The sequence below is a fragment of the Gilvimarinus sp. 2_MG-2023 genome, from assembly GCF_030547685.1.
Lineage (GTDB): Bacteria > Pseudomonadota > Gammaproteobacteria > Pseudomonadales > Cellvibrionaceae > Gilvimarinus.
In genome coordinates this window covers 243,617-268,039 of the sequence record NZ_JAUOQM010000044.1, presented here as the reverse complement: position 1 = coordinate 268,039, position 24,423 = coordinate 243,617, and the positions used below count along the sequence as shown (strand labels likewise).

At 47.8% G+C, this 24,423-nt stretch carries 23 protein-coding genes and 1 pseudogene; 13 read left to right on the top strand and 11 right to left on the bottom strand.

Annotated elements, in window-relative coordinates:
- Nucleotides 1–4 precede the first annotated feature (4 nt).
- The 3 genes from Q4526_RS10545 to Q4526_RS10535 are packed head-to-tail and all read right to left on the bottom strand — an operon-like array spanning nucleotide 5 to nucleotide 2,380.
- The gene (locus Q4526_RS10545; protein ID WP_215977036.1) at nucleotides 5–484 is read right to left on the bottom strand and encodes a TRAP transporter small permease; all 480 of its coding nucleotides are present in this window, start codon (nucleotides 482–484) and stop codon (nucleotides 5–7) included.
- Nucleotides 484–1,473 (bottom strand): TRAP transporter substrate-binding protein, encoded by a 990-nt coding sequence (locus Q4526_RS10540; protein WP_215977035.1) that lies wholly within the window; start codon nucleotides 1,471–1,473, stop codon nucleotides 484–486. The genes Q4526_RS10545 and Q4526_RS10540 overlap by 1 nt, the downstream gene beginning before the upstream one ends.
- A 7-nt stretch (nucleotides 1,474–1,480) precedes the next feature.
- On the bottom strand, nucleotides 1,481–2,380 hold the full coding sequence (locus tag Q4526_RS10535) for a sugar kinase (protein ID WP_215977034.1): 900 nt from the start codon (nucleotides 2,378–2,380) through the stop codon (nucleotides 1,481–1,483).
- 235 nt (nucleotides 2,381–2,615) lie between these two features.
- Here Q4526_RS10535 and Q4526_RS10530 point away from each other — a divergent pair, with 235 nt between their 5' ends.
- Nucleotides 2,616–3,311, top strand: coding sequence for a FadR/GntR family transcriptional regulator (locus tag Q4526_RS10530; RefSeq protein ID WP_215977033.1), 696 nt, complete (start codon nucleotides 2,616–2,618; stop codon nucleotides 3,309–3,311).
- 23 nt (nucleotides 3,312–3,334) lie between these two features.
- Here Q4526_RS10530 and Q4526_RS10525 read toward each other — a convergent pair whose 3' ends face one another.
- Nucleotides 3,335–4,810 carry a mannitol dehydrogenase family protein gene (locus Q4526_RS10525; protein ID WP_215977032.1) on the bottom strand — a complete coding sequence of 492 codons (1,476 nt, stop codon included), beginning with the start codon at nucleotides 4,808–4,810 and terminating at the stop codon, nucleotides 3,335–3,337.
- The gene (uxaC, locus tag Q4526_RS10520) at nucleotides 4,807–6,225 is read right to left on the bottom strand and encodes a glucuronate isomerase (protein WP_215977031.1); all 1,419 of its coding nucleotides are present in this window, start codon (nucleotides 6,223–6,225) and stop codon (nucleotides 4,807–4,809) included. The genes Q4526_RS10525 and uxaC overlap by 4 nt, the downstream gene beginning before the upstream one ends.
- 311 nt (nucleotides 6,226–6,536) lie before the next feature.
- Here uxaC and tpiA point away from each other — a divergent pair, with 311 nt between their 5' ends.
- From tpiA to Q4526_RS10495, 5 genes and pseudogenes are all read left to right on the top strand, one after another.
- Nucleotides 6,537–7,313, top strand: coding sequence for a triose-phosphate isomerase (gene tpiA / locus Q4526_RS10515; protein WP_215977030.1), 777 nt, complete (start codon nucleotides 6,537–6,539; stop codon nucleotides 7,311–7,313).
- A 13-nt stretch (nucleotides 7,314–7,326) separates the two neighbouring features.
- Entirely contained in the window at nucleotides 7,327–8,406 is a 1,080-nt protein-coding gene (fbaA, locus tag Q4526_RS10510) for a class II fructose-bisphosphate aldolase (RefSeq protein WP_215977029.1), read from the top strand.
- The gene (locus tag Q4526_RS10505) at nucleotides 8,399–9,409 is read left to right on the top strand and encodes a class 1 fructose-bisphosphatase (protein WP_215977028.1); all 1,011 of its coding nucleotides are present in this window, start codon (nucleotides 8,399–8,401) and stop codon (nucleotides 9,407–9,409) included. Before fbaA ends, Q4526_RS10505 begins: the two co-directional genes overlap by 8 nt.
- Nucleotides 9,410–9,939: 530 nt before the next feature.
- Nucleotides 9,940–10,830, top strand: a pseudogene (locus tag Q4526_RS10500) (glycoside hydrolase family 43 protein); the annotation flags it as partial.
- Between the two features lie 15 nt (nucleotides 10,831–10,845).
- Entirely contained in the window at nucleotides 10,846–11,565 is a 720-nt protein-coding gene (locus Q4526_RS10495) for a hypothetical protein (protein ID WP_303609629.1), read from the top strand.
- A 179-nt stretch (nucleotides 11,566–11,744) separates the two neighbouring features.
- On the opposite strand, the gene Q4526_RS10490 is transcribed toward Q4526_RS10495, so the two are convergent.
- The 3 genes from Q4526_RS10490 to Q4526_RS10480 are packed head-to-tail and all read right to left on the bottom strand — an operon-like array spanning nucleotide 11,745 to nucleotide 14,503.
- Nucleotides 11,745–13,127 carry an MBL fold metallo-hydrolase gene (locus Q4526_RS10490; protein WP_215977025.1) on the bottom strand — a complete coding sequence of 461 codons (1,383 nt, stop codon included), beginning with the start codon at nucleotides 13,125–13,127 and terminating at the stop codon, nucleotides 11,745–11,747.
- A gap of 32 nt (nucleotides 13,128–13,159) precedes the next feature.
- On the bottom strand, nucleotides 13,160–14,020 hold the full coding sequence (locus Q4526_RS10485; RefSeq protein ID WP_215977024.1) for an SDR family oxidoreductase: 861 nt from the start codon (nucleotides 14,018–14,020) through the stop codon (nucleotides 13,160–13,162).
- A 12-nt stretch (nucleotides 14,021–14,032) separates the two neighbouring features.
- Nucleotides 14,033–14,503 carry a hemerythrin domain-containing protein gene (locus tag Q4526_RS10480; RefSeq protein WP_215977023.1) on the bottom strand — a complete coding sequence of 157 codons (471 nt, stop codon included), beginning with the start codon at nucleotides 14,501–14,503 and terminating at the stop codon, nucleotides 14,033–14,035.
- A 398-nt stretch (nucleotides 14,504–14,901) separates the two neighbouring features.
- Here Q4526_RS10480 and Q4526_RS10475 point away from each other — a divergent pair, with 398 nt between their 5' ends.
- Genes Q4526_RS10475 through Q4526_RS10465 form a run of 3 tightly spaced genes read left to right on the top strand, consistent with a single transcriptional unit; the run spans nucleotide 14,902 to nucleotide 16,837 of the window.
- Nucleotides 14,902–15,132: a ChaB family protein gene (locus tag Q4526_RS10475; protein WP_215977022.1), complete on the top strand. Its 231-nt coding sequence runs from the start codon at nucleotides 14,902–14,904 to the stop codon at nucleotides 15,130–15,132.
- 59 nt (nucleotides 15,133–15,191) lie between these two features.
- Nucleotides 15,192–16,121, top strand: a complete 930-nt coding sequence (locus Q4526_RS10470; protein WP_215977021.1) for a YihY/virulence factor BrkB family protein — start codon at nucleotides 15,192–15,194, stop codon at nucleotides 16,119–16,121.
- Between the two features lie 59 nt (nucleotides 16,122–16,180).
- Nucleotides 16,181–16,837, top strand: coding sequence for a hypothetical protein (locus tag Q4526_RS10465; protein ID WP_215977020.1), 657 nt, complete (start codon nucleotides 16,181–16,183; stop codon nucleotides 16,835–16,837).
- Nucleotides 16,838–16,881: 44 nt separating this feature from the next.
- On the opposite strand, the gene sufT is transcribed toward Q4526_RS10465, so the two are convergent.
- The gene (gene sufT / locus Q4526_RS10460) at nucleotides 16,882–17,415 is read right to left on the bottom strand and encodes a putative Fe-S cluster assembly protein SufT (protein ID WP_303603886.1); all 534 of its coding nucleotides are present in this window, start codon (nucleotides 17,413–17,415) and stop codon (nucleotides 16,882–16,884) included.
- 746 nt (nucleotides 17,416–18,161) lie between these two features.
- Here sufT and Q4526_RS10455 point away from each other — a divergent pair.
- Nucleotides 18,162–18,545 carry a GreA/GreB family elongation factor gene (locus Q4526_RS10455; RefSeq protein WP_368411105.1) on the top strand — a complete coding sequence of 128 codons (384 nt, stop codon included), beginning with the start codon at nucleotides 18,162–18,164 and terminating at the stop codon, nucleotides 18,543–18,545.
- A 234-nt stretch (nucleotides 18,546–18,779) separates the two neighbouring features.
- Nucleotides 18,780–19,178, top strand: coding sequence for a nucleoside diphosphate kinase regulator (gene rnk / locus Q4526_RS10450; protein ID WP_215977017.1), 399 nt, complete (start codon nucleotides 18,780–18,782; stop codon nucleotides 19,176–19,178).
- Here the strand turns inward: rnk and Q4526_RS10445 are convergent.
- Nucleotides 19,162–20,133, bottom strand: coding sequence for a D-2-hydroxyacid dehydrogenase (locus tag Q4526_RS10445; RefSeq protein WP_215977016.1), 972 nt, complete (start codon nucleotides 20,131–20,133; stop codon nucleotides 19,162–19,164). The two genes, rnk and Q4526_RS10445, sit on opposite strands and share 17 nt — an antisense overlap.
- Before the next feature lie 189 nt (nucleotides 20,134–20,322).
- Entirely contained in the window at nucleotides 20,323–21,714 is a 1,392-nt protein-coding gene (gene hemN / locus Q4526_RS10440; RefSeq protein ID WP_215977015.1) for an oxygen-independent coproporphyrinogen III oxidase, read from the bottom strand.
- Nucleotides 21,715–21,910: 196 nt separating this feature from the next.
- Between hemN and glp the strand changes: the two genes are divergently transcribed.
- Both glp and Q4526_RS10430 read left to right on the top strand, forming a co-directional pair.
- Nucleotides 21,911–23,134 carry a gephyrin-like molybdotransferase Glp gene (glp, locus tag Q4526_RS10435; RefSeq protein WP_215977014.1) on the top strand — a complete coding sequence of 408 codons (1,224 nt, stop codon included), beginning with the start codon at nucleotides 21,911–21,913 and terminating at the stop codon, nucleotides 23,132–23,134.
- Nucleotides 23,135–23,339: 205 nt separating this feature from the next.
- Nucleotides 23,340–24,026, top strand: a complete 687-nt coding sequence (locus tag Q4526_RS10430; protein WP_215977013.1) for an OmpA family protein — start codon at nucleotides 23,340–23,342, stop codon at nucleotides 24,024–24,026.
- Nucleotides 24,027–24,423: the final 397 nt, after the last annotated feature.

Sequence of the window (24,423 nt, the reverse complement as noted above, 5' to 3'; positions counted from 1 at the left end):
TCCACTAAATTTTGTTTGAATAGTTTTTAAAAAATTCAACGGTAAACAACACAAAAAGTAAACCACTAATGGGAATCGCGAGGTACACAAAGCTAATTGATACCCCAAGTGATGCTGAGGTTTGCTCTAAATCCCAGGCAAGATAAGAAAGCAATGATCCGCCAATAATGAGTATGCATACACTAAAGACAACTACAAATAAAAGCACCAAATTAATAATTTTTCCCTTAACTTTGTCAGAAAACTTTTCCACAAAATAATCAAGACCTAGATGAGCGCCTTTTCGAAAGGCGTGAGCAGCCCCCAAAAAGGCAATCCAAATAAGGAAGAAACGAGCCAACTCTTCGGTAAATGAGCTGGGATCTGAAGTGAAGAATCTCGTCATCACTTGCCATGTCACATCCAGAACCAGTCCGACCATTAAGATACTGGTAAAAACTTCTAAAAAATAATCTATACGATTACAGATCTTAGAAAATGGCATTATCGAGCCTCTCTTATTCTATTAAACAGTTCGCCGAGTTCAGAACTTTCGATCTCATCGTGAATAGATTTGACGCTATCCAAAAAAATGCTTTTATCGGCCTCTATAACCTGAACACCAGCCTGCTTGACTGCGGCCAGAGATTCCTGACTGATTTTTTCCCATAATTCGCGCTCAAAGGTAACCGAATCACTCATCGCTTTCGCGACCCATTGCTTTTGCTGTTCTGTCATTCGCCCCCAGGTTTTGGTTCCGGTTATAACTACATCCGGTATTGACGTGTGCTCATCTAATATTAGGTATTTCGCTACTTCGTAGTGTTTAGATAAAAAGAAGCTCGGCAAGTTGTTTTCTGCGCCATCGACAACTCCTTGTTGCAACGAGGTATAGAGCTCTCCCCAGGAAATCGGAGTGGGCGATCCCCCCATGGCCTTAACCATTGCCACCGCGGACGGGCTATTCATTACTCTTATTTTCATTCCCTTCAAATCTTCGGGCGAGTGGACCGGTTTTTTAGTTGAGTAGAAGCTCCGACTTCCAGCATCGTAGTAGCCCAACCCTTGAATTCGATAGGGAGTGCCCGAATTAAGCAACTCTTTGCCTATGGAGCCATTAAGTACTTTCCATAGGTGATTGCTATCCCTAAACAGGTATGGAGTACTGAATATCTTCGTTTCAGGTATAAAGGGCTCCAGCGAACTTGCCGACACCTTGGTCATATCAATACTGCCAATCTGTATAAGCTCAATGAGCTCACGCTCACTACCCAGTTGACCAGAAGGGTAGAGCTCAACCTCCATTTCACCTTTCGAATATTGTCTTAACCTCTCGGCAAAATGAAGCATAGACAGATGGACCGGATGCTTTGTATCCAGACCATGAGCCAACTTAAGAACTTGTACCCCTCGATCATTACTACAAGAGCTCAACAGAACGAAAAATATGGATACTAATATAAATTTTATAGTTATCGTTTTCACAATGTTCATCTCTAAATTATTGAATTTTACGATCGATAATAGCCCCGGGGTGCTGAATCACCACTGTTGCACATTCCTGGCCATGTCTGATCGCCTGCGCAACTGAAGCATTTTTAGATCTAGCGGCAAGGTATGCTCCATTAAAAGAGTCTCCGGCTGAGGTTGTATCAACGGGCCGCACAATGTTCGTCAGTGGATGATGGTGCAGCTCATTGCCTATTAATGCATAGCAACCTGATTTGCCGTCTTTAATGATGACTTCGCCTACGCCCAAGTTACGATACTTTGCTGCGCAGGCCTCTACCCCCTCTAGCTCAAACAATTCTTTATCATCATCCAAGCTGGGCAAAGCGATATCAACCAAGGTTAAAAAAGTTGAAATTACTTCTTGCGCCTGCTGCTTAGATCGCCATCCTTTAGCTCTATAATTGGTATCAAACGCGACTACCCCGCCCCGGTTGCGAAATTCGCGAACAAATTCAGTAATGACGGCTCGATCCAAGCCATCAAATAAAGACAGTGTAATACCGCTCAAATACAAATAGTTAAACTCGTACAGACCGTTTAAAGCATCGGGGGATCGTTTGATAATTGCCCTGACGGGAGCGCTGGATCGCCAGTACTCGAAACTGCGCTCGCCCTCGTCATCTGTATCGATAATATAAAGACCGGGGACTTCGCCCTGATAACGAAGCACTAAATCAGTATTAATCCCTTCAGAGCGCCAGGCATTTATTAAGTATTCGCTGTAGGTATCGTCTCCTAACGCCGTAAAATAGCTTACATCGGCACCCGCACGCGCCATATATACCGCGCTGTTAAGGGTGTCGCCCCCATAGGCAAGACGATAATCTTGGCTGCCTGTTTGCGACAGCTCCAACATACATTCGCCGAAGGCCACTATCTTACTTTTCATCAAATAATCACACACTGTTATACTTTATTGTCATTGGTAATACCACCTTACCATGATAAGATACCGGTATACACCTTCAAAAACAAGAGCCACCAACCAAGAAACTGGTTAATGTTCGTGTTAACTTAGGTTAATATACGCAGGATTATTGATGGCTTGACCTTTTGATAGCCATCTTATAAAAACTTATCCTCAGTGTCGTATTCGAACCCAATGATTCAGCAGGTTTAAAACAGTGGAATTCCGTACAATCAAAGCAGAGCGTTTATACATTAAAGTTGCCGAGCAGCTTTCTGGCCTAGTGAAAGATGGCACTTTGAAGCCCGGTGATAAATTTCCTGCCGAACGCGACCTAGCCGAAAGACTAGGGGTAAGCCGCCCTACGATTCGCGAAGCCATGATCGCCATGGAGCTATCGGGAATTATTGAAATTCGTACCGGCTCGGGCATTTATGTTTCCGACACCAAACCCAAGCTCGACACGGGTGATAAAGGGGTTGGCCCATTTGAGATCTTAGAGATTCGGTACATTTTAGAAGCTGAAGCCTGCGCTCTGGCCGCCGCGCGCATTACGGATGAAGAAATCGCAAAACTGAAAGTCGCCCTGCAAGACATGGCAGAAGAAGAGAAACACGAAGATGCCTCAGAGAAGGCCGACTGGACCTTCCACAAAATCATTGCCGACGCCAGTCAAAATAGCGCCATTTCAGCGGTGGTCGACTGGCTCTGGCAGCTGCGCAATGAATCCGAACTGAGCACCGCATTTCTCGAGCGCTTGCGCAAAGAGGGAGTGCACCCCTCTATTGATGATCACAAGCGCATCATAGAAGCACTGGAACAGCGCAATCCAGAAAAAGCTCGCAACGCTATGCGAGTTCACATAGACAATGCCTCTGAAGCGGCGGCCACTTACTTCGGCCGCCCCAGCTAACTGACCCGCTTATCACCGCCCCCTCAGCGGGCGGTGACATTAGCCAATACTTCGGCTACCCCCAGAGTCTGCAAACTCTGGAAACACTCAAGTACCAATGACTCAAACACCTCATCCTTTTGCAAAGACTCGGGGAAAATTCCGCTTTGTGACATCATCGCACTCACCAGCGCTGTAGAGTCCTGCAAATGGGGCGTAATAATCGCCTCTAATCTTTCCAGGTTGGGGTCGCTGACCGAGTAAGAACCACCCGCAGCAAAACCCACCAAACACTGCAACCAGGCCGCTACCGCCAGAGCAATGCAGTGCGGCGTAATGTTTTTCTCCCGAAGATCATTCGCAGAAAATAACAAGCGCTGTGGTAATTTTAACGATCCGTCAGTTGCCACTTGTGCATTGCGATACGGTACGTATTTATTTTTAAACCGCTCTATAACCGCTCCGCTGTACTGCTCAATATCAATATCAGACGGCACTTGAAGTGACTTACTTTGCTCTGAGCCCATTAAACGTGCAATAAAGGCTTCCACTTCGGGGCGCGCGATGGTTTGGTGAATAAACTCATCCCCCAACAGTGAGCCAATATACGCCAGAGCAGAATGACAGCCATTAAGCATTCGCAACTTTAGTTTTTCATAAGCCGCTACATCTTTCACCAAAAGCGCACCGGCCTCTTCCCAGGCGGGTCGCGATGAAAGAAAGTTGTCTTCTATCACCCACTGCTTGTATGGCTCGCACAGAAGAGCCCCAGCATCATACAAGCCGATATCGGTGGATATTTCTTGCACCAGTTGCTCGGTTGCGGCGGGAACTATACGATCCACCATGGTTGAGCAAAAACGTACATTGTCATCAATCCAGTTACGCAGTTCAGCCTGCAAAGTATCGGCAAAATCCGTCACTACATTTTGCAGAATCTCGCCATTGTTGGGCAGATTGTCGCAACTGACAATAGTGATGCCAGCTAACCCGGCCTCTTTGCGGGCAAGCAGTGCACGGGCCAAATAGGCAGGCAAGCTAGTACAAGAACCCGATTCAATGTCGGCCGTCACCGCCGAATTGGACGTATCCAAACGTTGGTTCTTCTGACAATAGCCTTTCTCGGTAACGGTGACCGTGACTATTTTGGTCGACTCGTCAGCGATCTGATCAATGACTGCCTGGGCATTTTCACTCCCCACCAAAATATCTTCCAGACAGCTGATACAACGTAAGTTATCTTCGTTTAACGAGCGTTCTTTGATGGTATACAAATAATCTTGCGGCTTGAGCGTATCTCTCACACCCGGGCTGCGCAGACTAACCCCCACAATGGACCAGTAGTCTTGCGTTTTATCATTCGCAATTTGGGTGTAGAGAGCCTGATGGGCACGGCTAAACGCTCCGATGCCAATATGCACAATTTTGTTATCAGAGCGCTTGCCCACCGAAGATGGTTGGCCGAGAGCGGCCTTTGCCTGTGTGAGATTCGCCTTATTTAGTCGCGGTTGAGTCATCATAAATGGTAGGCCTTTTTGGCAAGGTTGTAGGTTAAATCAACGGCCACCTCTTGGGCGTCCCCGAGACTTAAACGCCCGGTATTGACCAATCCAGCCAAATACGCACAATCACAGCGCCGCGCTACATCGTGCCGAGCTGGGATGGATAAAAACGCCCGGGTGTCGTCGTTAAAACCTACTGTATTGTAAAAGCCCGCAGTCTCGGTCATTTGCTCACGGAACCGTTTCATACCCTCGGGGCTATCGTGAAACCACCAGGCCGGCCCCGCCTTAAGACTTGGATAATGCCCCACCAAAGGAGCAATTTCGCGGGAATAATTCGTTTCATCCAGTGTAAACAGGATGATTTCCAGATCTTTACTATTACCCAAACGGCTGAGCAAGGGTCGAAGATTCTCGACAAACTCAGCTCTCAGCGGAATATCAGCCCCTTTGTCCCGACCAAAATTCTCGAATAAACTCTGGTTGTGATTGCGATAGCTGCCTGGGTGAATTTGCATCACTAAGCCATCGTCGATACTCATTTTGGCCATTTCGGTTAGCATTTGCGCCCGGAAAAGCTCTGCCTCGGCGCGAGTGCAACCACCAGACCGGACGGTTTGATAAAGCTTGGCTGCCTCAGCTTCAGATAAATCGGCAGTGGCTGGCGTCGGGTGCCCGTGGTCTGAAGAGGTGGCACCATGCTGCTTAAAAAACTCGCGCCTTTGCCGCAGCGCATTCAGATAGCCTTTAAAATTGCTGACATCTTCCGAGGTCAACTTGCCCAGAGAGTCGACATTGTCGTTAAATCCGTCGTGCTCTGGATCAACCACATTGTCTGATCTAAAGGCCGTAATTACTCTGCCTTGCCAATCGGATTCCATGATTTTGCGGTGGTGTGCTAGGTCGTCCAGAGGAGACTCGGTGGTTGCCAAGACTTCGATATTAAAGCGCTCAAACAACTGACGCGGGCGGTATTCATCCTGCCCCAAGGCCTTTTCGATGGTGTCATAGTAATGATCAGCCGTGTCCGATGACAGTACAGAATCCAGCGAAAAGACGTTTTTAAATACATAGTCCAGCCAAGTTCGGCTGGGTGTGGCTCGGAACAAATAATAGTGTTCAGCAAACAAGCGCCAGGCGTCGCGGGGATCTACCTGGGCGGCATCGGGGTTTGCACGGTTTTTTAAGCCCAAATCTGAAAGCTCAACCCCCTGACTGTAGAGCATACGAAACACATAGTGGTCGGGCTTAATCAGCAGCTCGGTGGGGTTGGGAAAACACTCATTGTCGGCAAACCAAGCCGGATCGGTGTGCCCGTGAGGACTGATAATAGGCAGGCCTTTTACACTGTCGTAAAGCTCGCGGGCGATGGAGCGCTCGCGAGCATCTGAGGGGAATAAACGGTCTTCATCAAGTACTAGGGGTATATCCACGGGTGACTCCAGATAAAATAAGCGTGAAGCAATACTTTTGGCACAACACATCTGGTAATGCCACTTTGCCAATATAATCAGTTAGAACTCAAGTTTCAACATTTAACCCCCCTTTTATAGCTTCCGTTTGACTTAAAATAGCCATATCAACCCTTTTGCTCGGCCAATGCTACCCAATTAAGGCAAAAAACAACCCATCAGCCCACTCAATATTGGTAGGGTTGTCATACCAATATTTATAATCTATCATCCTGCCTTAACAGAAATAGACTTTATACAGCCTTCATCATCGTAACTAGCAGGTTTATGCCGTGAACCAAACCACGAAGCAATCAACAAGTCGCCGTTCATTAATTATCGCCAATTGGAAGCTCAATGGCGGCATTGATCTAATGTGCACGTCCATCGCCACCTTAGTAGGAAAAGAATTTGATACCGATATCGCCGTTTGCCCACCCTATATTTACATACGTGACATGCTTAGCTTGCTTCACCATTCAGAAGTGCAAATTGGCAGCCAGAATATCAGTAAATTTGAGTCCGGCGCTTACACAGGTGAAACCTCGGCTGAAATGCTTAAAAAGGTTGGCTGTAGTCTTTGCCTAATTGGCCACAGTGAACGCAGACAGATGTTTCGCGAGAACAACATCAGCTGCAATATTAAAGTACAAAATGCATTGGCCCACGGCCTGCTTCCGGTTTTGTGTATTGGAGAAAATGCAGAAGAAAAAGAGGCGGGGATCACTAAGGATATAATTTTCCGCCAAATCGACGAGGGACTGAAAGACATAGAGCCTAATGAGAGTAATGTGTGCCTTGCCTACGAGCCCGTTTGGGCAATTGGCAGTGGGCAATCTGCCGACCCGGAGCTGGTTCAGGAAATTCACCAGTTTATTCGTGAATGCCTAGCCGAAAAGCATGGCACGGCCTTCTCTCAGAAAACTCGTATTCTTTATGGGGGTAGCGTCAGCCGAAAGAACGCCTGCGAGCTACTTGAGAAGCCGGATATCGACGGCTTGCTCGTCGGAGGCGCCAGTCTGGACCCAGAGCATTTCCTCCAAATATGCACACAATGCGAACTAAAATAACCACGGAGTCGCTATGAACACCTCATTAGAAAATATTTCTCCCGGCGTAGTCAGCGGCACTGATGCCGAAACTATTTATAACCACGCTCTCAAAAACGGTTACGCTTTACCCGCAGTGAATGTGGTCGGCACTAACTCAGTCAATGCCGTGCTGGAGTGCGCAAAGCTTGTGCGGTCACCGGTCATTATACAGGTGTCCAACGGGGGAGCCGCCTTCTTTATCGGTAAGGGTGTGGGCGAAAATGCCATAGAAAACTCCATACGTGGATCGATCGCCGCTGCCCACTATATTGACATAGCAGCAAAATTTTACGGTGTTCCCGTTATTTTGCATACCGACCATGCGGCCAAGAAACTCCTTCCCTGGATTGACGGTCTTATACAAGCCAATAGAGATCATTTAACGAAGAGCGGGCGCACTCTTTTTAGCTCGCATATGCTCGACCTATCCGAAGAGCCACTGACGGATAATATTAAAACCTCGGCTCAGTACTATCGAGAGCTTAATGAGCTTGGCATGGGCATTGAAATCGAGCTGGGCTGTACTGGTGGTGAGGAAGACGGTGTTGATAATAGCGATTTGGATAGCAGCCTATTATATACACAGCCCGAAGAGGTAGCCGAAGCGTACAAGGTTTTGTCAAATATTGGCTCTAACTTCAATATTGCAGCGGCTTTCGGCAATGTGCACGGTGTTTACAAACCGGGCAATGTTCAATTGCGCCCCGAAATTCTTAAAAATTCCAGAGATTACCTTAAAGATTATTTATCATCTGCTCAGGGGCCTTTACGTTATGTTTTCCACGGCGGCTCCGGCTCCGCACTTGAAGATATACACGATGCCATCGACTACGGTGTGGTAAAAATGAATATTGATACCGATACTCAATGGGCCAGCTGGCAGGGTGTTTTAGACTACTACTCGGAAAATTCGGGGTATCTGCAATCTCAAATTGGTAACCCTGCAGGTTCAGACAAACCGAACAAGAAATACTATGACCCCAGAGTATGGCTACGCAAGGCCGAAGTATCCATGGTTAGCCGTCTTAAAACCTCATTTTCCGATTTAAAGTGCGTGAATCGCTATGAATAACTTTACCTTAACAAAAACTTTTGCCAACTTTCTTTTAAGAAGTTCAGTTGACCTAAATCTTGGAAATGTTGTTAATGACATTTTGTTATCTTGTATTGAAATCTCAGAGCTGCTGGCAAAATCACCGATCGAAGGTCTGACAGGCTCTACTGAGAAAGCAAACAGCTCTGGTGAAACCCAAAAGCAGCTTGACCTGCTATGCAATCAAATCTTACGGGATCAGTTGCGCCAGAACCAAGCGGTAAAATATTTTGCCTCTGAGGAAGAAAGCAGTGCTATCACAGTACACGATCAGGGTGTATTCGCGGTTGCCTTTGATCCGCTTGATGGTTCAACCAATATTGATATTAACGGCTCAGTCGGAACCATATTCTCGATTCTACCCGCCCTTTCGGGAAAGTCTGCCGAGGAATCATTCCTTCAGGCCGGCACCAATCAAGTGTGTGCTGGTTATGTGATTTATGGGCCCGCCACTCAACTGGTGATCACTTTTGGGCGCGGAACCTATATTTTCACCCTCGACCCGGAAGAAAATATATTTTTTCAGACCGATGAAAATGTCCGTGTTCCCGTCGATACAAACGAATTCTCCATCAATATGGCCAATGCCCGGAACTGGAGCCGTGAATTCAGCAATTATGTTTTCCATCTACTGGATGGGAAAGGCGGCCCCAGACAAAAAACCTACAACATGCGCTGGACCGGCGCTATGGTTGCGGATATTCACCGGGTGATTTCGCGCGGAGGCATTTTTTTATACCCCTCCGATCAGCGTGCAAACATGTCATCGGGTAAGCTCAGACTGATTTACGAAGCTAACCCTATGGCACTTATTCTGGAAAATTGCGGCGCAAGCGCTTTTAATGAAGCTCACTCCATTTTAAGCATTACCCCCACCCAGCTGCACCAAAGGGTCCCTGTTATCGCAGGCTCCACCAAAGAGGTTTTTGCATGCTTAAATTATATCCAAAATGAAGGAGTGGCAGGACAAACTCGTCTTTAAAAGCATCATTGTGTCATGACTTAAGTGTTTTATGTGATCTCGGCGCCTATGCTACCCCAACCAAAACCGGCTAGGATGGGCGCCACTGAAACACTGAATATCCTCAGAATACGGTCTGCTCTTAATTTTTCCCCAATACCTCTCTATATATATCCGTCAATATCATCAATACGCCGAATGTCGATTCTGGGAAATAAAACCGTTAATATCTCAACCCTATATTGAGCCCGATTATCTAAGCAGTTGATATTGTTAACAGTGCAAAAAAGATAACGATATTCAAGGCGCACACCCTGTATAACCAAAGATTTTTAAGTGAAGCGGCACCGCACTCTCAATAACAATTTAAACGATCAGCACAGTCTTGCATTACCTTTACGATTATTAAACTGAAACATCTTGAATTCAGTCATGAAATGCATCATAAAAGTAATCAACGAGTGGACACTTTAAAAACAGCAATGCAATAGCCCGGGGTCATATCCATTAGTAGTAAGTGGCAATATACAAGCAAACAATAGGTTAAAATAATGATTATCAATCCAATTATTAAAGGGTTTAATCCAGACCCTTCAATTTGTCGAGTCGATGACGACTATTATATAGCCACATCAACATTTGAATGGTTCCCTGGTGTACAGATACATCATTCACGTGACTTAGCTAACTGGACATTAGTTACTCATCCGGTCAATAAAACTTAATTTCTGGATATGCGAGGCCACCCTAACTCTTGTGGAATTTGGGCGCCATGCCTAACCTATGCAAACGGTTTATTTTACTTAATTTTCACCGATGTACGAGATTATCAATCCGATTATCAAGTTAGAAAAAATTACTTAATCACCAGCCCCAGCATAACCGGTCCTTGGTCAGAACCTATTTTCCTAAATAGCAGTGGCTTTGACCCGTCGCTATTTCATGATGATGACGGCCGAAAATGGCTACTTAATGTGCTATGGGATCATCGACCTGAAATGAGTATTAATCATCATCGTCCGGCAAAGTTCTTCTCTGGAATTATCGCCCAGGAGTATGACTCTGCTAATGGCACGCTTACCGGGCCCATTCACAATATATTTAAAGGGTCCGACCTAGGTCTCGTAGAGGGATCTCACCTTTACAAGATTAACGACTATTATTATTTACTCACAGCAGAAGGTGGGACTTTTGCCCATCATGCTTCACTCTTTGCGCGCAGCAAAAATCTTTTGGGGCCCTATGAAATAGATCCTGATCAGCACTTCTTAACCAGTGCTGCTCATCATACCAGTGAGCTTCGTCGTGCCGGTCACGGCGATCTAGTCTCATTGCCTAACGGGGACTACTATTTCGTCCACCTTGCATCACGCCCACTTCCTCACCGAGGTCGAAGCGTTCTCGGTCGAGAAACAGCCATCCAAAAACTAATTTTTTCTGAGGATGGATGGCCGAGATTGGCTCACGGCCACCAAGGGCCCGAACTGGAAGTCCCCAACAGCCTTGGTTTTACTTCAAATAAAAGTCTGCAAAAAGAGCATTTTGATTTCTCGACCGACAAACTAACTCTTCATTACCAAAGCCCACGATTTCCCCTAATTGAGCCATATTTGTCATACCAAGCTCGCCCTGGGTATTTAAGACTGTTGGGACAAGAGCCACCCACCAGCCTGTACGAGCAAAGCCTAGTTGCCCGACGTCAGCAAGAGTTTTGCTTTACAGCCGAAACCACTGTTGACTTTAACCCCACCAATTTTCAGCAGATGGCCGGCTTAATCAGCTTCTACAATACTCAGAAATTTATTTACCTGTGCATTACCCACGATGAATCCTTAGGGCGAGTAATTGAGATAGTCATGTCTACTATGGACGGAAGTATGCGCTACCCATTAGGCAAGCGAGTTCCAGTACCTCACGGAAAAATTCGACTTAAAATTCAGGTTGAATGGGATCAGTGGCGTGGTTTCTGGTCCACTGATCTGGATAACTGGGAGCCTCTAGGCGGTTATCTTGACTACAGTGGCCTGGCTGATGAGGTTGAAGCGGAGCACTTTACAGGCGCTTTTATAGGAATGGCTTGTCACGATATATCAGGACAAGCCATTGCAGCGGACTTTGCCTCATTTAGCTATGTTGAGAACGATGTTTCAGATTCAAAACTGAAATCTGTGCAATAAAAATTATCGACAGACTGTTCGGGATAAAAAGGAAGGCTTGTGCCCGAACGGGACACCGGTGGAAATTAGCCTGGGAGTAATTATTCGCGGCATAGAGTGAGACATAACGCAGGCAGAGTACTTTAACAGCGATAGCCCGTGTGTTCTTACCCCGGGCTACCGGTTAAAAATGTGTAAGATCATTCAAATTTTTCTCGACCTGACTCGGTGGGAAAATTTAGGGTTTTCCATGCGCTCATTCCACCGAGCAAGTTGCGTACATCCTTAAAGCCGGCGCGCAGCAGAATACTGACAGCGACGCCCGCACGGTGACCGACACCGCAAGTAACGACAATGGGCTTTTCAGGGTGTAGGTGCAGCTCGTTAAGATGCTGCAGTAAGTGCCCGACATACATATGACGCGCGCCGGGAATATGGCCACTGTTGTACTCATCTAGCTCGCGCACATCGAGCACCTGCAGTGCTTCACCGGCGAGATTCAGCTGTTGCGGGGTTACCACGCCCGAGGTTTCTAGCGGTTGCCCCGTGTTGCGCCACGAGCCAAAACCACCGGCAAGCCCGCCTGCTACACCATCAATGCCAATGCGACTTAAGTGTGCTGCCGCCTGTTCAATGTCTTGGTTGCGATCGGCCACCAGGTACACGGTGGATTGATGATCGGCCAGCCAGCCGCCAAACACCGGCATACCACCCAGCCACACACTGTAGCTATTGGGAATATGGCCGCCGGCAAAACCTTCGGGATCGCGACAGTCCAGCAAGATGGAGTCCTTGGGCCTTTGCGCTATATTTTGGGCGGTTAGTAGTGGTGTGGAAAATGGCACACGCGGGGCGAGGCCGCCGTCTAAATTTACTTTTTCCATATGCCGGAAAAATGGTGGTCGCGGTAGGCTTTCGCTGCCTTTCTTTTGAGCAAACTCTTGACGAGATAGAGTAAACACATCGTTGTATTGTTTCTCATCCCCCAGGGTGGAAGATGACCGGTCAGCCATGCCACTACCACATACCGAGCCTGGGCCGTGGGCAGGCAGAATCAGTGCAGTATCGCCTAATTCGGCGATTTTGTTGTGTACGGAGTCGTACAGAAGTTCAGCATACTCGATGGATTTATCGGCATCGGGCAAGTCGGTACGCCCGGTTGTACCAAAAAATAAAGCATCACCGGTAAACACGCCCCAAGCACTATGAGGATTCTGCGGGGCAAACACTGCGTAAGAGTAGCTCTCGGGCGTATGACCTGGCGTGTGCAGGGCTTTTATAGTGAGGTCACCCAAAGTGAATGACTCGCCGTCTGCCAAGCGTTTATCGCCATGGCCAAACAATTCATGATCGCCGGTAATAATCTCGGCACCGGTTACCTCAGCCAGATGCGCCGAGCCCAACACAAAGTCTTCTTGTCGGTGAGTAACTATCACATACTTAATACGAGCACCAACCGAATTCGCGGCTTTTAAATACTCATCAATATCCCGACTGGGATCGATCACCGCAGCTTCTGGGCCATCGGCAAGCATATAGGCATAGTGAGAAATCTGGGGGGTTTCGATTTTTACAAGTTTCATTGGGTTCATCTCGACATTGAATCTTTGGATACTTACCCATCGATGACAGTGCCGCCATTGGGATGCAGCACCTGCCCAGTCATGTAACTGGCATCTGGTGATGCCAAAAATATAAAACTGGGAGCGACCTCATCGGGCTGACCGGCTCTCCCCATAGGGGAACCTTGACCAAAGCCTTCTACCTCTTCGGTGCTGAAAGAAGCCGGTATTAATGGCGACCAAATAGGGCCAGGCGCAACAGCATTCACGCGTATTTTTCGTTCGGTTAAATTGTCAGCCAAGGAACGTGTAAGGGCGACTAATGCGCCTTTTGTCGCCGCGTAATCCAAGAGTACGGCTTTGCCCCGATAGGCGACGATGGATGTGGTATTGATAATACTATCGCCTTCACTGAGCTGCTCGAGCGCGGCCTGCGATAGAAAAAACGCTCCAAACACATTGGTGTCAAACGTTCGACGAAGTTGCTCTTCAGAAATATCACGAATAGAATCCTGAACATGCTGCTCGGCGGCATTATTAACCAATATATTTAAATCACCTAAAGTAGCCACCACTTTTCGCACACAACCGGCGCAAAATTCGGCATTTGCAATATCACCTTTTATTGCCAATGCCTGCCTTCCTGTTTTGCGAATTTGTTGACATGTTATTTCAGCATCTTGATCCTCCTCCTTGTAAATAAACGCTACATCGGCTCCTTCTTTCGAAAATCCGATACAAACAGCCCGGCCTATACCGCTATCACCACCACTGACGAGTGCGACTTTGCCTTTTAACTTTCCTGCCGCCTTATAAGCTTGCATAAAAGATTCAGGAAGCGGGTCCATGCCTTGCTCTTTACCAGGCTGATGCTCTTGATGTTGAGGTGGAAATGACTCTTCCTCAATACTCATTAGATATCTACCTCAGCGATTGGGACGCTTAACAATTGTTTGATCGGCCTCTTGATGTTGTTTCTCAGTTCTCATAGCAGCTTCCATAAACGCTGCCTGTCCACCGTCAAGTACTTTTTTAGCATCGTAAAAGACATCGCGCTCCTCTTCCTCTATATGATGCTCAAGACTTTCTTGCAACACTAAGAACTTTTTAAACCATGCCTCTCCAGTTAACGATGAATCGGTTAAATCAGTCAACAATTTCTCCGTCTCCTGATGCTCATTTTCACCGTGCCTCACCTCATCTTGGGTTTTTGAATAATCCTTAAGAGGATCATAGAATGCTTTTTCCTCGGCTTTACTGTGAACAATGATTACCTCTTTTAATTGATTAAAAAGCTTAACTCGCTCGGGAGAATCATCAGCCCCCAGAACTTTAATTCTGTCCATCAAGTTTTTAATATTCTCATGGTCTTTTTTTAGATAAGAGTAAATAGACATATAAAACCTCACAAATATTCATACAATGTGTGGCTAGAAACGCAGAAACCGTGCCAATAAAATAAAGCCATCCGACAAATCAACTCAGAAGGTGCAAACAATAAGACAATAATCACCTACCGCCTTAGATTAAAGGCAAGCATAACTGGGTAGGCAATCACAGGGATTACTCAACAGAAATTAAACTTGAAATATGTACCGCCACCTCCCCTCACCCCATATAGCGTGAAATTAATACATCCAATTTGTAGTTATTTCATTAAATATTCAATTTTCTTCTCAACGATGCGAATAATAAAGTGTTTGAATGGATAAATAATATGGAACATTTGATGCTTAAGAATCCACCTATGTCTTTAAGTCATCCCTATTTTAAATTCTGATTGAAGGAGAAAATCATGTCTTACCGTCAACTGAACGATCTTCCCGATTCGGTACAAGACGTACTACCCAACCATGCACAAGAGATATATCAAGAGGCCTTTAACAACGCATGGAACACTTATGCTAGGCCTTCTGACCGTAAAGGAAATGACGATCGCGAAACAGTCGCCCATAAAGTGGCATGGTCTGCCGTTAAACACTCATACACTAAATCTAACCGTGGCGACTGGGTTAGAAAAAACTAACCGATAATTATTAGATTACTTTCGAATCAACCAATAATATCGTTAAGCTAGGATAAACAATGATGGTGGATGACAAGCATTCTGAAGATAATCACACGCTTAATTCGCCAACGGAAATCCCCAAAAAATGCTGGAAGAGCATTTTATTTAGGATTAAAGGGCAACTTACATACAACCATATTTCTATTGTGGCCGCAGGAGTTACTTTTTACTCCTTTCTAGCGATTTTTCCTGCCATCGCAGCCATCATATCTATCTACGGATTAGCGGTTGATGCTGAAACCGTTCAACTGCAATTAGACCAACTTACCTCAGCACTGCCTGAACAAGCCCACGCCTTATTGTCCACTCAATTAAGCGAACTTGCGAATCGCTCGCCCTCTACTCTAAGTATCGGTGCATTGGTTTCTTTTTTACTAGCAATATGGAGCGCTAAAAAAGGCGCCAATGCCGTGATTGAAGGAATAGATATCGCTTACGGGAGCAAGAGTTCAAGAAGCTATGTACATAAAACACTGCTTACCTTAGTGTTCACAGCCGGTGGAATTTTACTAGCTATTGCCTGTTCGGCACTGGTGGTAGGCTTACCTGCGGCACTTACCACACTAAATCTATCAGAGCCTATGGACTTAACGTTAAGAGTCATTCGCTGGGGCGTATTGGCGGGGATTTTATTGATTTCTTTAGCGATTATCTATCGCTACGCTCCCAGCCGACCTACACCGCAATGGCGCTGGGTCACCCCTGGCGCCGTTGTCGCTATTTGCCTTTGGCTGCTCGCTTCATCGGCATTCTCATATTATGTCAGCCATTTTAATAGTTACAACAAAACCTATGGCTCACTCGCAGCCGTAGTGATTTTACAGATGTGGACCTTTGTATCTTCTTACATTGTTTTACTAGGCGCTGAGATAAATTCAGAAATGGAGCGACAAACTATTATCCAAACCGAGGATGGTCACCAGAAATGCGAGCTAGTTGATAGCTAATTCCCTGACATATTAGCGCAACATATAAACCACCTAATTTTAGACTAGGAGAATTCGGCTTGAATATTGATTGGATCAGTGCCGCCAGTAACGTGATAATGACCGTTATATGGTTTATTTACTTGCAGTTTTTTTACTTTAATTTTCGCCGCTCTAACCGGCCCTATATGATTATTCACCAGGCGCACAGCAATGGGCCCAGCTCACCTTGCATGTTTGTCAATATGAGCAAAGAGCCAGTTCATATACAAAGCATCGTTGCCTATATTGAAACTGAGAATGGCGTTAGGCGACGCTTTATTACCGATTACCAGCGTCACTCGCCGGAAGATAAACATGTTGAAGACACTTTACGTGAAGGGCCACTGCAGCCTGGCGGGTATGTTGTATTGGGTAGCTTTAAAGAAATCCTTCGAGGAGATAAATCTGAGAGCACCGAAGAGGCGCTCGTTCCAGGAGCGATTGAGAAAAGCCGCAACATTGAAATATGTATTGCGGTAACCCACGGCCCCAGTCAAAACTTAATTGGTGTTAGGCGCAGCTTTAGTATTCGCGAAGGCAATAACAATGCGAGCTTACAACCGCGCAATATTTATACAGAGCAAATGACATCACGTAAGAAACGCAAAGAAGTCCGACAGTGGGTACAAGACCGCTTTAAGCCAGAAAAAGACAGCGAAAGCGAAGATCAGAGCAGTGAGCAAACATTAAATTGACCCAATAACCCTGCTCTTAATACCTAGCGATAACCAGCGATTCGCTAAAAAAACATTCCGGTTTCAAGCTGAGCTTCTTCGCTCATCATGGAGCGATCCCAAGGAGGGTCAAAGACCAGCTCGACTTTACTGGCAACCACGTTAGGCACTTGCGCCAAGCGGCGTTTTACATCGTCCACCAAGACATCCCCCATGCCACAGCCGGGAGCGGTTAGGGTCATAACAACCTCAACGTGACCGGTGGCTTGGTCAATATTCATGCTATAAACTAAACCTAAACTGACGATATTGACCGGAATTTCGGGGTCGTAGACCAGCGCCAGGGCCTGCCACACCTGCTCTTCATCGATTTTGCCGTCGGGGCGGGCTTCAAATTCTAGGTTGTTCACCTCCAGCCCAATAGCGTCGGCGTCACTGCCCTCAATACGGATCAAGTTGCCGTGATACAGTAATGTGTAGCTGGCTCCTAGCGCTTGCGTTATAGCGGCTTCGGCACCTGGGGGTATGCTTAAATCATCACCGGACGGTACCAACTTGGCAAGAACCTCGCGCTCGAATACGACCTCGCGCCCCTGCACACTCTGTGGTTTTTTGGCATTGGGGGCTTTGATAGTAAGCAATTTTTGCTCGCCTTGGTTTTGCAGTCCAATTTTTAAGCCTTTAAGGTAAGGCAGGCTGGGCTTATCGAAATAGAGCTTGAGGTCGCCCTCATAAACTTCGAGATCGCTGTCGGTTTCTTCCCCTGCGCGGCAGTAGGCCAGGCAAGTTTCTGCGCGTGGCGTCCCCCCATCGGTCACAAATAAACGGGCGGCGTCCACACTTTGTCGCCTGAGCAAATCGGCTAAATAATCGCGGGCTGTAGGTTCAATATCAAACGCGGGGGTCATGAACTGCTCCAAAAATGACGTAAATCGCGCCGACATCTTACCATTAGGCGCCGGCCGGTTAAATACCCAAGTGTTTTAGTCAAGTATAGTGGGCGGCAGCGGCACCCCTCTACCACCCCGCGCAGCTGTATCAACCATCCAGCCGCCTTTTAACAATCTGTACATCAACTCCCTCGAATCAGTAGGTGGCATAACGCGAGCCATGAGCGGTGCAAGGCCTTAGGCTTGACTTTAATTATCGCTCAGGTACTCTCAACCTAACGTTTTTTATTTGAAAGACTAATTGTGCATAAAAACATTCCGCTACTTTTTCTGATGTGGAGGCTTGCCCCCATCTTCCCCTCTTAAACGAGTGCTTTCTAGCGCTCGTTTTTTCGCATACCCGGCTTTAAATCAATTTTTTACTTTTTACGTAAGCCCCTAGGTCGGTAAATTTTATGTGTAACTCATCAAGCATTGAGCTTACTCGCTCAATGTACCAGCGTGCGCGCCGATTTTACGTTTTGCGAGCCTGGGGCGTAAACATTGCCCCCATGACGCTAACGACAATTTTGGATGATTGGCAACCTAGTGATGCCAACACGCCGAGAAATAGCAAGGTGATTGGCATGAACGCTGAAGTCACTCTTTTAGATTTACAAGAAAAAGAAATTTTTATCTTAACTATTACAACACCAGCTGACAGTCAACCCGAGCAGGGAATTATCTCTTGTCTTTCGCCTTTAGGTGCGGCATTGCTCAACAAAAAAGTAGGGGATTTGATTGCCATACCAGTATTGGGAAGCCAAATGCGCTACCGCGTCATTACTATTAAACCATAACGTATTGACAGGAGGTTATCGCCTTGTATGACGGTAAGTGGCATAGCCACGTTTCTCGACAAAAATATTTAATTTTTATGAGGAATAAACAATGTCTAAGAGCGCAAAAAAACCGGCCAAACGTTCGTTAAAAGAAAAACGTGCACTTAAACGCGAACGTAAGGAAGCTGTGAAAAAGGATTAACTGAATAGCCATGGACGGCTTTTTCAACAACACAACAAGTAGGTATAACCATGGCAAAAAAACCAAAATTAGTTATTTCTAAAGTCGTTTATCAAACCCTATCGACATTACTAGATAGCATGCCGGAAGATATGATAACTGAGCAGCTGCTTGATGAATTGGAGCGCGCTAGATTAGTGGTAGATGACAAATTACCGCATGATATTGTTACCATGCACTCGCTAGTCACTTTTACTGTGCAATCTACCGGTAAAACATTTACCTATACACTGGTGTACCCGCAAGAGCTAAACGACACCAGTAATCAATTGTCGATATTAAGTCCTGTGGGCAGTGCCATTATTGGTTTGCAAGCAGGTAGCAAAATTGACTGGGCGATAAGCCCCAGCAACCAAACCACCATTTTTGTAGAAAAAGTGCTGCCACCTTCGGTTACACCACTTGCCTAACCGTTCTACCCTCGCGCCAAGTGGCAATATTTTCAGCTGTTTGATCGATAGCCACTTGACGCGCTTGCCGGGAAGCCCAAGCGTTGTGTGGCGTTAGGATGAGATTAGGCACAATACCGGTGAGCAAGGGATGGTTTGCCTCTGGCGGTTCGTGGGTGAGCACATCCAAAGCGGCACCCGCTATGGTGTGTGCCCGCAACGCAGCGGCAAGGGCGTGCTCGTCAATTAAGGCTCCGCGCGCGGTATTAATTAGTACGGCACTGTCTTTCATTGCAGACAACCGCTCGGCGTTAATCATGCCATGCGTGTCATCTGTCAATGGGCAGTGCAGTGTCAGTACATCGGCCTGCTCAACCACCTGGTCAAACGCAACCCGGCCAGCCCGCGGGGTCTGGCCGACACGCTCACTGATTAACACGCGCAGCCCAAATGCTTCAGCCAGAGTGCGTACAGCCCTACCAATATCACCATAACCCACAATACCCAAAGTAAGGCCACAGGTTTCTACAATAGAGTCATTCAGCAAACAGAACAAAGATGACTGGCTCCAGTCACCTTGCTGGACCTGCTTTTGGTATGAGGGCGCAGAGCGCAACAGCATTAGGATTAACATTATCGCGTGTTGCGCTACCGACTGCGTGCTGTAACCGCGGCAGTTAACCACCCAGACGCCATGGGCTTGCGCCGCTTCTAAATCGACGTTATTGGTGCCCGTGGCGATCACGCACACCAAACGAACTTCTGGGCGCGCGGCAAAAAAATCCGCACTGACCTCAACTTTATTGGTAATAATACAGGTGGCGCCCTCGGTGCGCGCCAATAATTCGTGTGGCTGAGTATGGGCGTAAAACGTTAGAGGTTCGGCGCAGTGTTTTAAACAACTAATATCTAACTCATTTGGCCGAACGGTCTGGGCATCGAGAAACACGGTCGGCACAGTATCAAACACATGCATATAACACCTCTATAACAAACACTAGGCTACCCACTGAACTGCAAACTGGCTGTCAAAAAAAACACTGGCTACTTAACCACTTTTTTCCTAAACCATTGTGCACCAAGTGGAATGCGTTTTGCCATACCCGAGCGCTGTGACCTACCTCCCTCTGTTCGGGCCGGCTTGCGGCGCGCAACAGCGAACGGTTTAAATCACTTTGGAGTAGCGAACTGGCGAACCTTGCGCCAAATACTGATCGAAGGCCATACACACGCGGCGAATCAGTAAGCGGCCCCGATTAAGCACTCGCAGCCCCTGCGCGGTCCGCTCAATTAAACCGTCCTCAATCATAGGCTGCAGGGTGGCCAGTTCTGCCGCCAAATGCTCTTCTGGCTGAACGGCAAACTTTTGAGCCAGCGCGTTAAAGTCGAGTTCAAAGTGACACGTTAACTGATTAATGATCCAGCGGCGCAAGTGATCCTCGCGAGTTAAACGAACCCCCTTTTGCAGTACTGGCTGCCCCTGCTCAATCAGTGCATGATACTCATTCAGTGTTTTGACATTTTGTACATAAGTGCCACCATAATAGCTAATAGAAGACACTCCAAACGCGAGCAGGTCGCACTCGGCGTGAGTTGAATAACCCTGAAAGTTGCGCTGCATTCGCCCCTGTTGTTGCGCAATCACCAAGCTATCATCGGGCTTAGCGAAATGATCCATACCGATATATACATACCCGGCCCGCTGCAATTGATCGATGGCACTGTGCAATATATCCAGCTTTTCTTCAGTTTGAGGCAGAGTGTCTGTTTTAATTAAACGCTGGCTTTTGAACAGGTGCGGAAGGTGCGCATAGTTAAACAGCGATAGGCGGTCCGGCGCCAAATCAATCACCTGATTGAGCGTCTGCGTGACACTAGCTCGCGTTTGAAAAGGCAGCCCATAGATTAGATCCATACTGATCGAGTGGTAGCCCTGAGCGCGGGCAACGCTCATCAATTCACTGACTTGCTCCACGCTGTTATAGCGATTGACGGCCTCTTGCACCTTAGAGTTAAAATCCTGCACCCCCATACTGAGCCGGTTAAATCCCAGTTCGCGCATGTGCACCAGTTTGCTAATTGGCATGCGAGCGGGGTGTATTTCTACTGAGTACTCCCCCTCATCGGTATCTAACAAGCGAAAGTGGCGAGCCGTGGCCTGCATCAGCCAGGTCATTTCCTCTTCACTAATATAAGAGGGCGTCCCCCCGCCCCAGTGCAATTGACTGACCGTCCGCCGCGGGTCAAATAGCTGAGCCTGCAAGGCCATTTCCCGCTCTACATTTTTCAGGTACGCCATGGCGCGGCTGCGGTTGCGAGTCACAACCTTATTACAGGCGCAGTAAAAGCACAGGGTGTCACAAAAAGGAATGTGGAAATAGAGCGACAGTGGTTTCTGCTCGCTGTTACTACGCGCAACCGCGGCGTGCCATTCCTGCTCGGCAAAATCGTCCAAAAATTGGGGCGCTGTTGGATAGGAGGTGTAGCGCGGGCCGCTAAGGTCATAGCGGTCGATCAGTGCTTGATCCCAAATAAGCGACTCTTGATACAAAGACATAGCTTTCCCAACCGTTTATGTTCAGTTTTATGCAGTGTAGTATCGGTTGCCACTCAATAGTTTGACGCTAATCAAGGCCGCGCACTTTAGCTCACTCGGCGGTGGCCGCTTGCCAAAAATAGGCCTGCGGCCGACAATGGCCCGTTAACGCGACACATACTGTACGAAACTTCTGACTAATCGACCGGAACAAGCAATGGCCAGCTGCGACGAACCTCAATTACTAGCGATCGACGACGCACTAACGCGCATGCGAACGGCGGCACCCATGGTAGCTGAACGCGAGCAAGTGCCGCTGTCCGAATTACTCGACCGGATAAGCGCTTCGCCCATTAAGGCCGGCTTTAACGTACCCGGTCACGACAACTCGGCAATGGACGGCTACGCGGTGCGCGCCGGTGACACTCACCAAGCGTTAACCCTAGTGGGGCAGTCACTGGCTGGGCACCCATTTAACGGTGAATTACAAACCGGTCAATGTGTGCGCATTACCACCGGAGCGACGATTCCAGCGGGTGCCAATGCGGTAGTGATGCAGGAGAATACGCTCGTCACCGGCAAGCAAATACAGCTGCATACAGCACCGCAACCGGGCGAGAACATTCGCCGCTGCGGGGAAGACATACGCGCCGGACAAGTCGTGTTTAACGCAGGCCACCGATTTGGCCCGGTGGACATTGCCCTGCTGGCATCATTAGGGCTGGCCCAAGCAACGGTTAAGCGCCGCCTTAAGGTCGCGGTGCTATCCACCGGCGATGAGTTAATTGCACCTGGCCAAGCGTTGCCCGCCGGTCATATTTACGACAGTAACCGCTACGGCTTATGTGCCATGTTGCGACGCCTAGATGTTGAGGTGCTGGACATAGGGCTCGTGCCCGACCAGCCACAAGCGATCCGCGAAGCGTTTCAAATGGCAGCCAGCCAGGCCGATGCCATCGTGTGCAGCGGCGGCGTTTCCGTGGGCGATGCCGACTACGTCAAACCAGCGCTCGACGAGCTGGGCGATATTGCTTTTTGGAAGGTGGCCATTAAGCCCGGCAAACCTTTTGCATTTGGCCACTTAGCGAACGCGGTTTTTTTTGGTTTGCCGGGCAATCCGGTGTCGTCGATGGTGACCTTGCACCAACTAGCGCTACCCATATTACGTGCAATGGCCGGCGAACAAGTTGCCGCGCCGTTAACACTTAGCGCCTGCGCCACTGACGGCTACAAAAAGCGCCCTGGCCGGCAAGATTTTCAGCGCGCCCAGCTAAGCAGTGTCGATGGCGTAAATCAGATACGCAGCGGCGGCGCTCAGGGCTCGGGGGTTTTAACGTCGTTTCTTGATGCCAATGCTTATGCCGTACTGGAGGCCGAGCGCGGTGCGGTAAGCGCCGGCGAAACGGTAACAGTGATTCCATTCGACCGGTTTATTCGCTAACACTAAGGCTCTATAGCCGTTTACATAAGCCTCGCCAACACAGGCTGCTGTAAACGGCGCCACTCTTCTCGCCCAAGCCGTGCGCCATATTTGGCCACAATTGTTCACCACGCTGCCAGATTATCCCCACGGCAGCGCCTTTTTTTCTGTGTTTAATAACCCTGCAGACAACGAAACTTCCGTATCAAACACAGGGGAAATCACCATGAAAAAAGCTATCTTAGCCAGCGCCATTGTCGCCACAACAGCGTTTAATCCACAACTGTCTCAGGCCGCCAGCCTGGAAACCAAACAAGCCGGTGTTGCCACCGCCGGTGTAGTAGCCGGTGCCCTGGCGGGCGGTCCGGTCGGTATGCTGGCCGCTTTTATTGGAACTGTTTACGTCACCGAACAAATGGAAAACAATGAAGAAGCAAAGCAGTTAGAACAGGAATTTTTAACCTCACAGCAGGAGTTACACACTCTGAATCGCCAACTGCAAACGGCCAACACCACCATCAGCGAGTTTGAAACCATCACGCTGGATCAGTTGCAGCTGCAAGTAATGTTTAAAACTGGCGAAGACACACTCAACTCGCACAACGAAAAAGCGCTGAGTACTTTAGCCGTATTTCTGCAGGACAACCCAGAGTTAACCGTACGCTTAGATGGCCATGCCGATCCGCGAGGCACCGATGAGTACAACAATGTACTGTCACAGTATCGGGCCAATGCGGTAAAAGAGGCTCTGCTCAGCGCAGGCATCCAACCTTCGCGTATTCACCTTAATGCCCACGGCGCTTCCACCACTCAAGCGATTGCGGGCGATTATGAAACCTATGCGCTGGAGCGCCGAGTGGATATCAAAATCATCAATCCTACCGACACCCCCAGCGTCGCTCAGGCCCACTAGAGCTGAGCGCTACTGAGCGATATTCCGATTCATTGTCTCCCTCTTGGGCGGCGCCTCTGCCGCCCCTTTTTACACGACTAAAGCGTGAGAGTTTTCGCGTCATTCATGCTTCCCTTTGATACAGCCACCCCAAATCACTAAGATTAGTTCTTTATTTAGCCCATCAGCACACAATTTTTGTACGATTACGAGTATACCGATGCTCGGTCTGAATTAACGACGATGAAGAGCAGTGCGGAAGACGGCTCCCTGCAGGACCTAGACGGGCGGGAAGCAACCATGGAAATTTTTAAGTCCAGCTTCGGACTGCTGGATATTTTGTTTTTGTTAGCGGGTATCTCTACGGCGTTTAAAATGGCACGCGAGGGGCGATCTATCCGCAGTCGGTTTTAGACCG

Bases quoted from the DNA above. Each gene is read 5' to 3' on its own strand.
- Q4526_RS10545 (WP_215977036.1), bottom strand. From the start codon at position 484: ATGCCATTTTCTAAGATCTGTAATCGTATAGATTATTTTTTAGAAGTT.
- Q4526_RS10540 (WP_215977035.1), bottom strand. From the start codon at position 1,473: ATGAACATTGTGAAAACGATAACTATAAAATTTATATTAGTATCCATA.
- Q4526_RS10535 (WP_215977034.1), bottom strand. From the start codon at position 2,380: ATGAAAAGTAAGATAGTGGCCTTCGGCGAATGTATGTTGGAGCTGTCG.
- Q4526_RS10525 (WP_215977032.1), bottom strand. From the start codon at position 4,810: ATGATGACTCAACCGCGACTAAATAAGGCGAATCTCACACAGGCAAAG.
- fbaA (WP_215977029.1), top strand. From the start codon at position 7,327: ATGAACACCTCATTAGAAAATATTTCTCCCGGCGTAGTCAGCGGCACT.
- Q4526_RS10505 (WP_215977028.1), top strand. From the start codon at position 8,399: ATGAATAACTTTACCTTAACAAAAACTTTTGCCAACTTTCTTTTAAGA.
- Q4526_RS10490 (WP_215977025.1), bottom strand. From the start codon at position 13,127: ATGAAACTTGTAAAAATCGAAACCCCCCAGATTTCTCACTATGCCTAT.
- Q4526_RS10485 (WP_215977024.1), bottom strand. From the start codon at position 14,020: ATGAGTATTGAGGAAGAGTCATTTCCACCTCAACATCAAGAGCATCAG.
- Q4526_RS10480 (WP_215977023.1), bottom strand. From the start codon at position 14,503: ATGTCTATTTACTCTTATCTAAAAAAAGACCATGAGAATATTAAAAAC.
- Q4526_RS10475 (WP_215977022.1), top strand. From the start codon at position 14,902: ATGTCTTACCGTCAACTGAACGATCTTCCCGATTCGGTACAAGACGTA.
- Q4526_RS10470 (WP_215977021.1), top strand. From the start codon at position 15,192: ATGATGGTGGATGACAAGCATTCTGAAGATAATCACACGCTTAATTCG.
- Q4526_RS10455 (WP_368411105.1), top strand. From the start codon at position 18,162: ATGTGTAACTCATCAAGCATTGAGCTTACTCGCTCAATGTACCAGCGT.
- rnk (WP_215977017.1), top strand. From the start codon at position 18,780: ATGGCAAAAAAACCAAAATTAGTTATTTCTAAAGTCGTTTATCAAACC.
- Q4526_RS10445 (WP_215977016.1), bottom strand. From the start codon at position 20,133: ATGCATGTGTTTGATACTGTGCCGACCGTGTTTCTCGATGCCCAGACC.
- hemN (WP_215977015.1), bottom strand. From the start codon at position 21,714: ATGTCTTTGTATCAAGAGTCGCTTATTTGGGATCAAGCACTGATCGAC.
- glp (WP_215977014.1), top strand. From the start codon at position 21,911: ATGGCCAGCTGCGACGAACCTCAATTACTAGCGATCGACGACGCACTA.
- Q4526_RS10430 (WP_215977013.1), top strand. From the start codon at position 23,340: ATGAAAAAAGCTATCTTAGCCAGCGCCATTGTCGCCACAACAGCGTTT.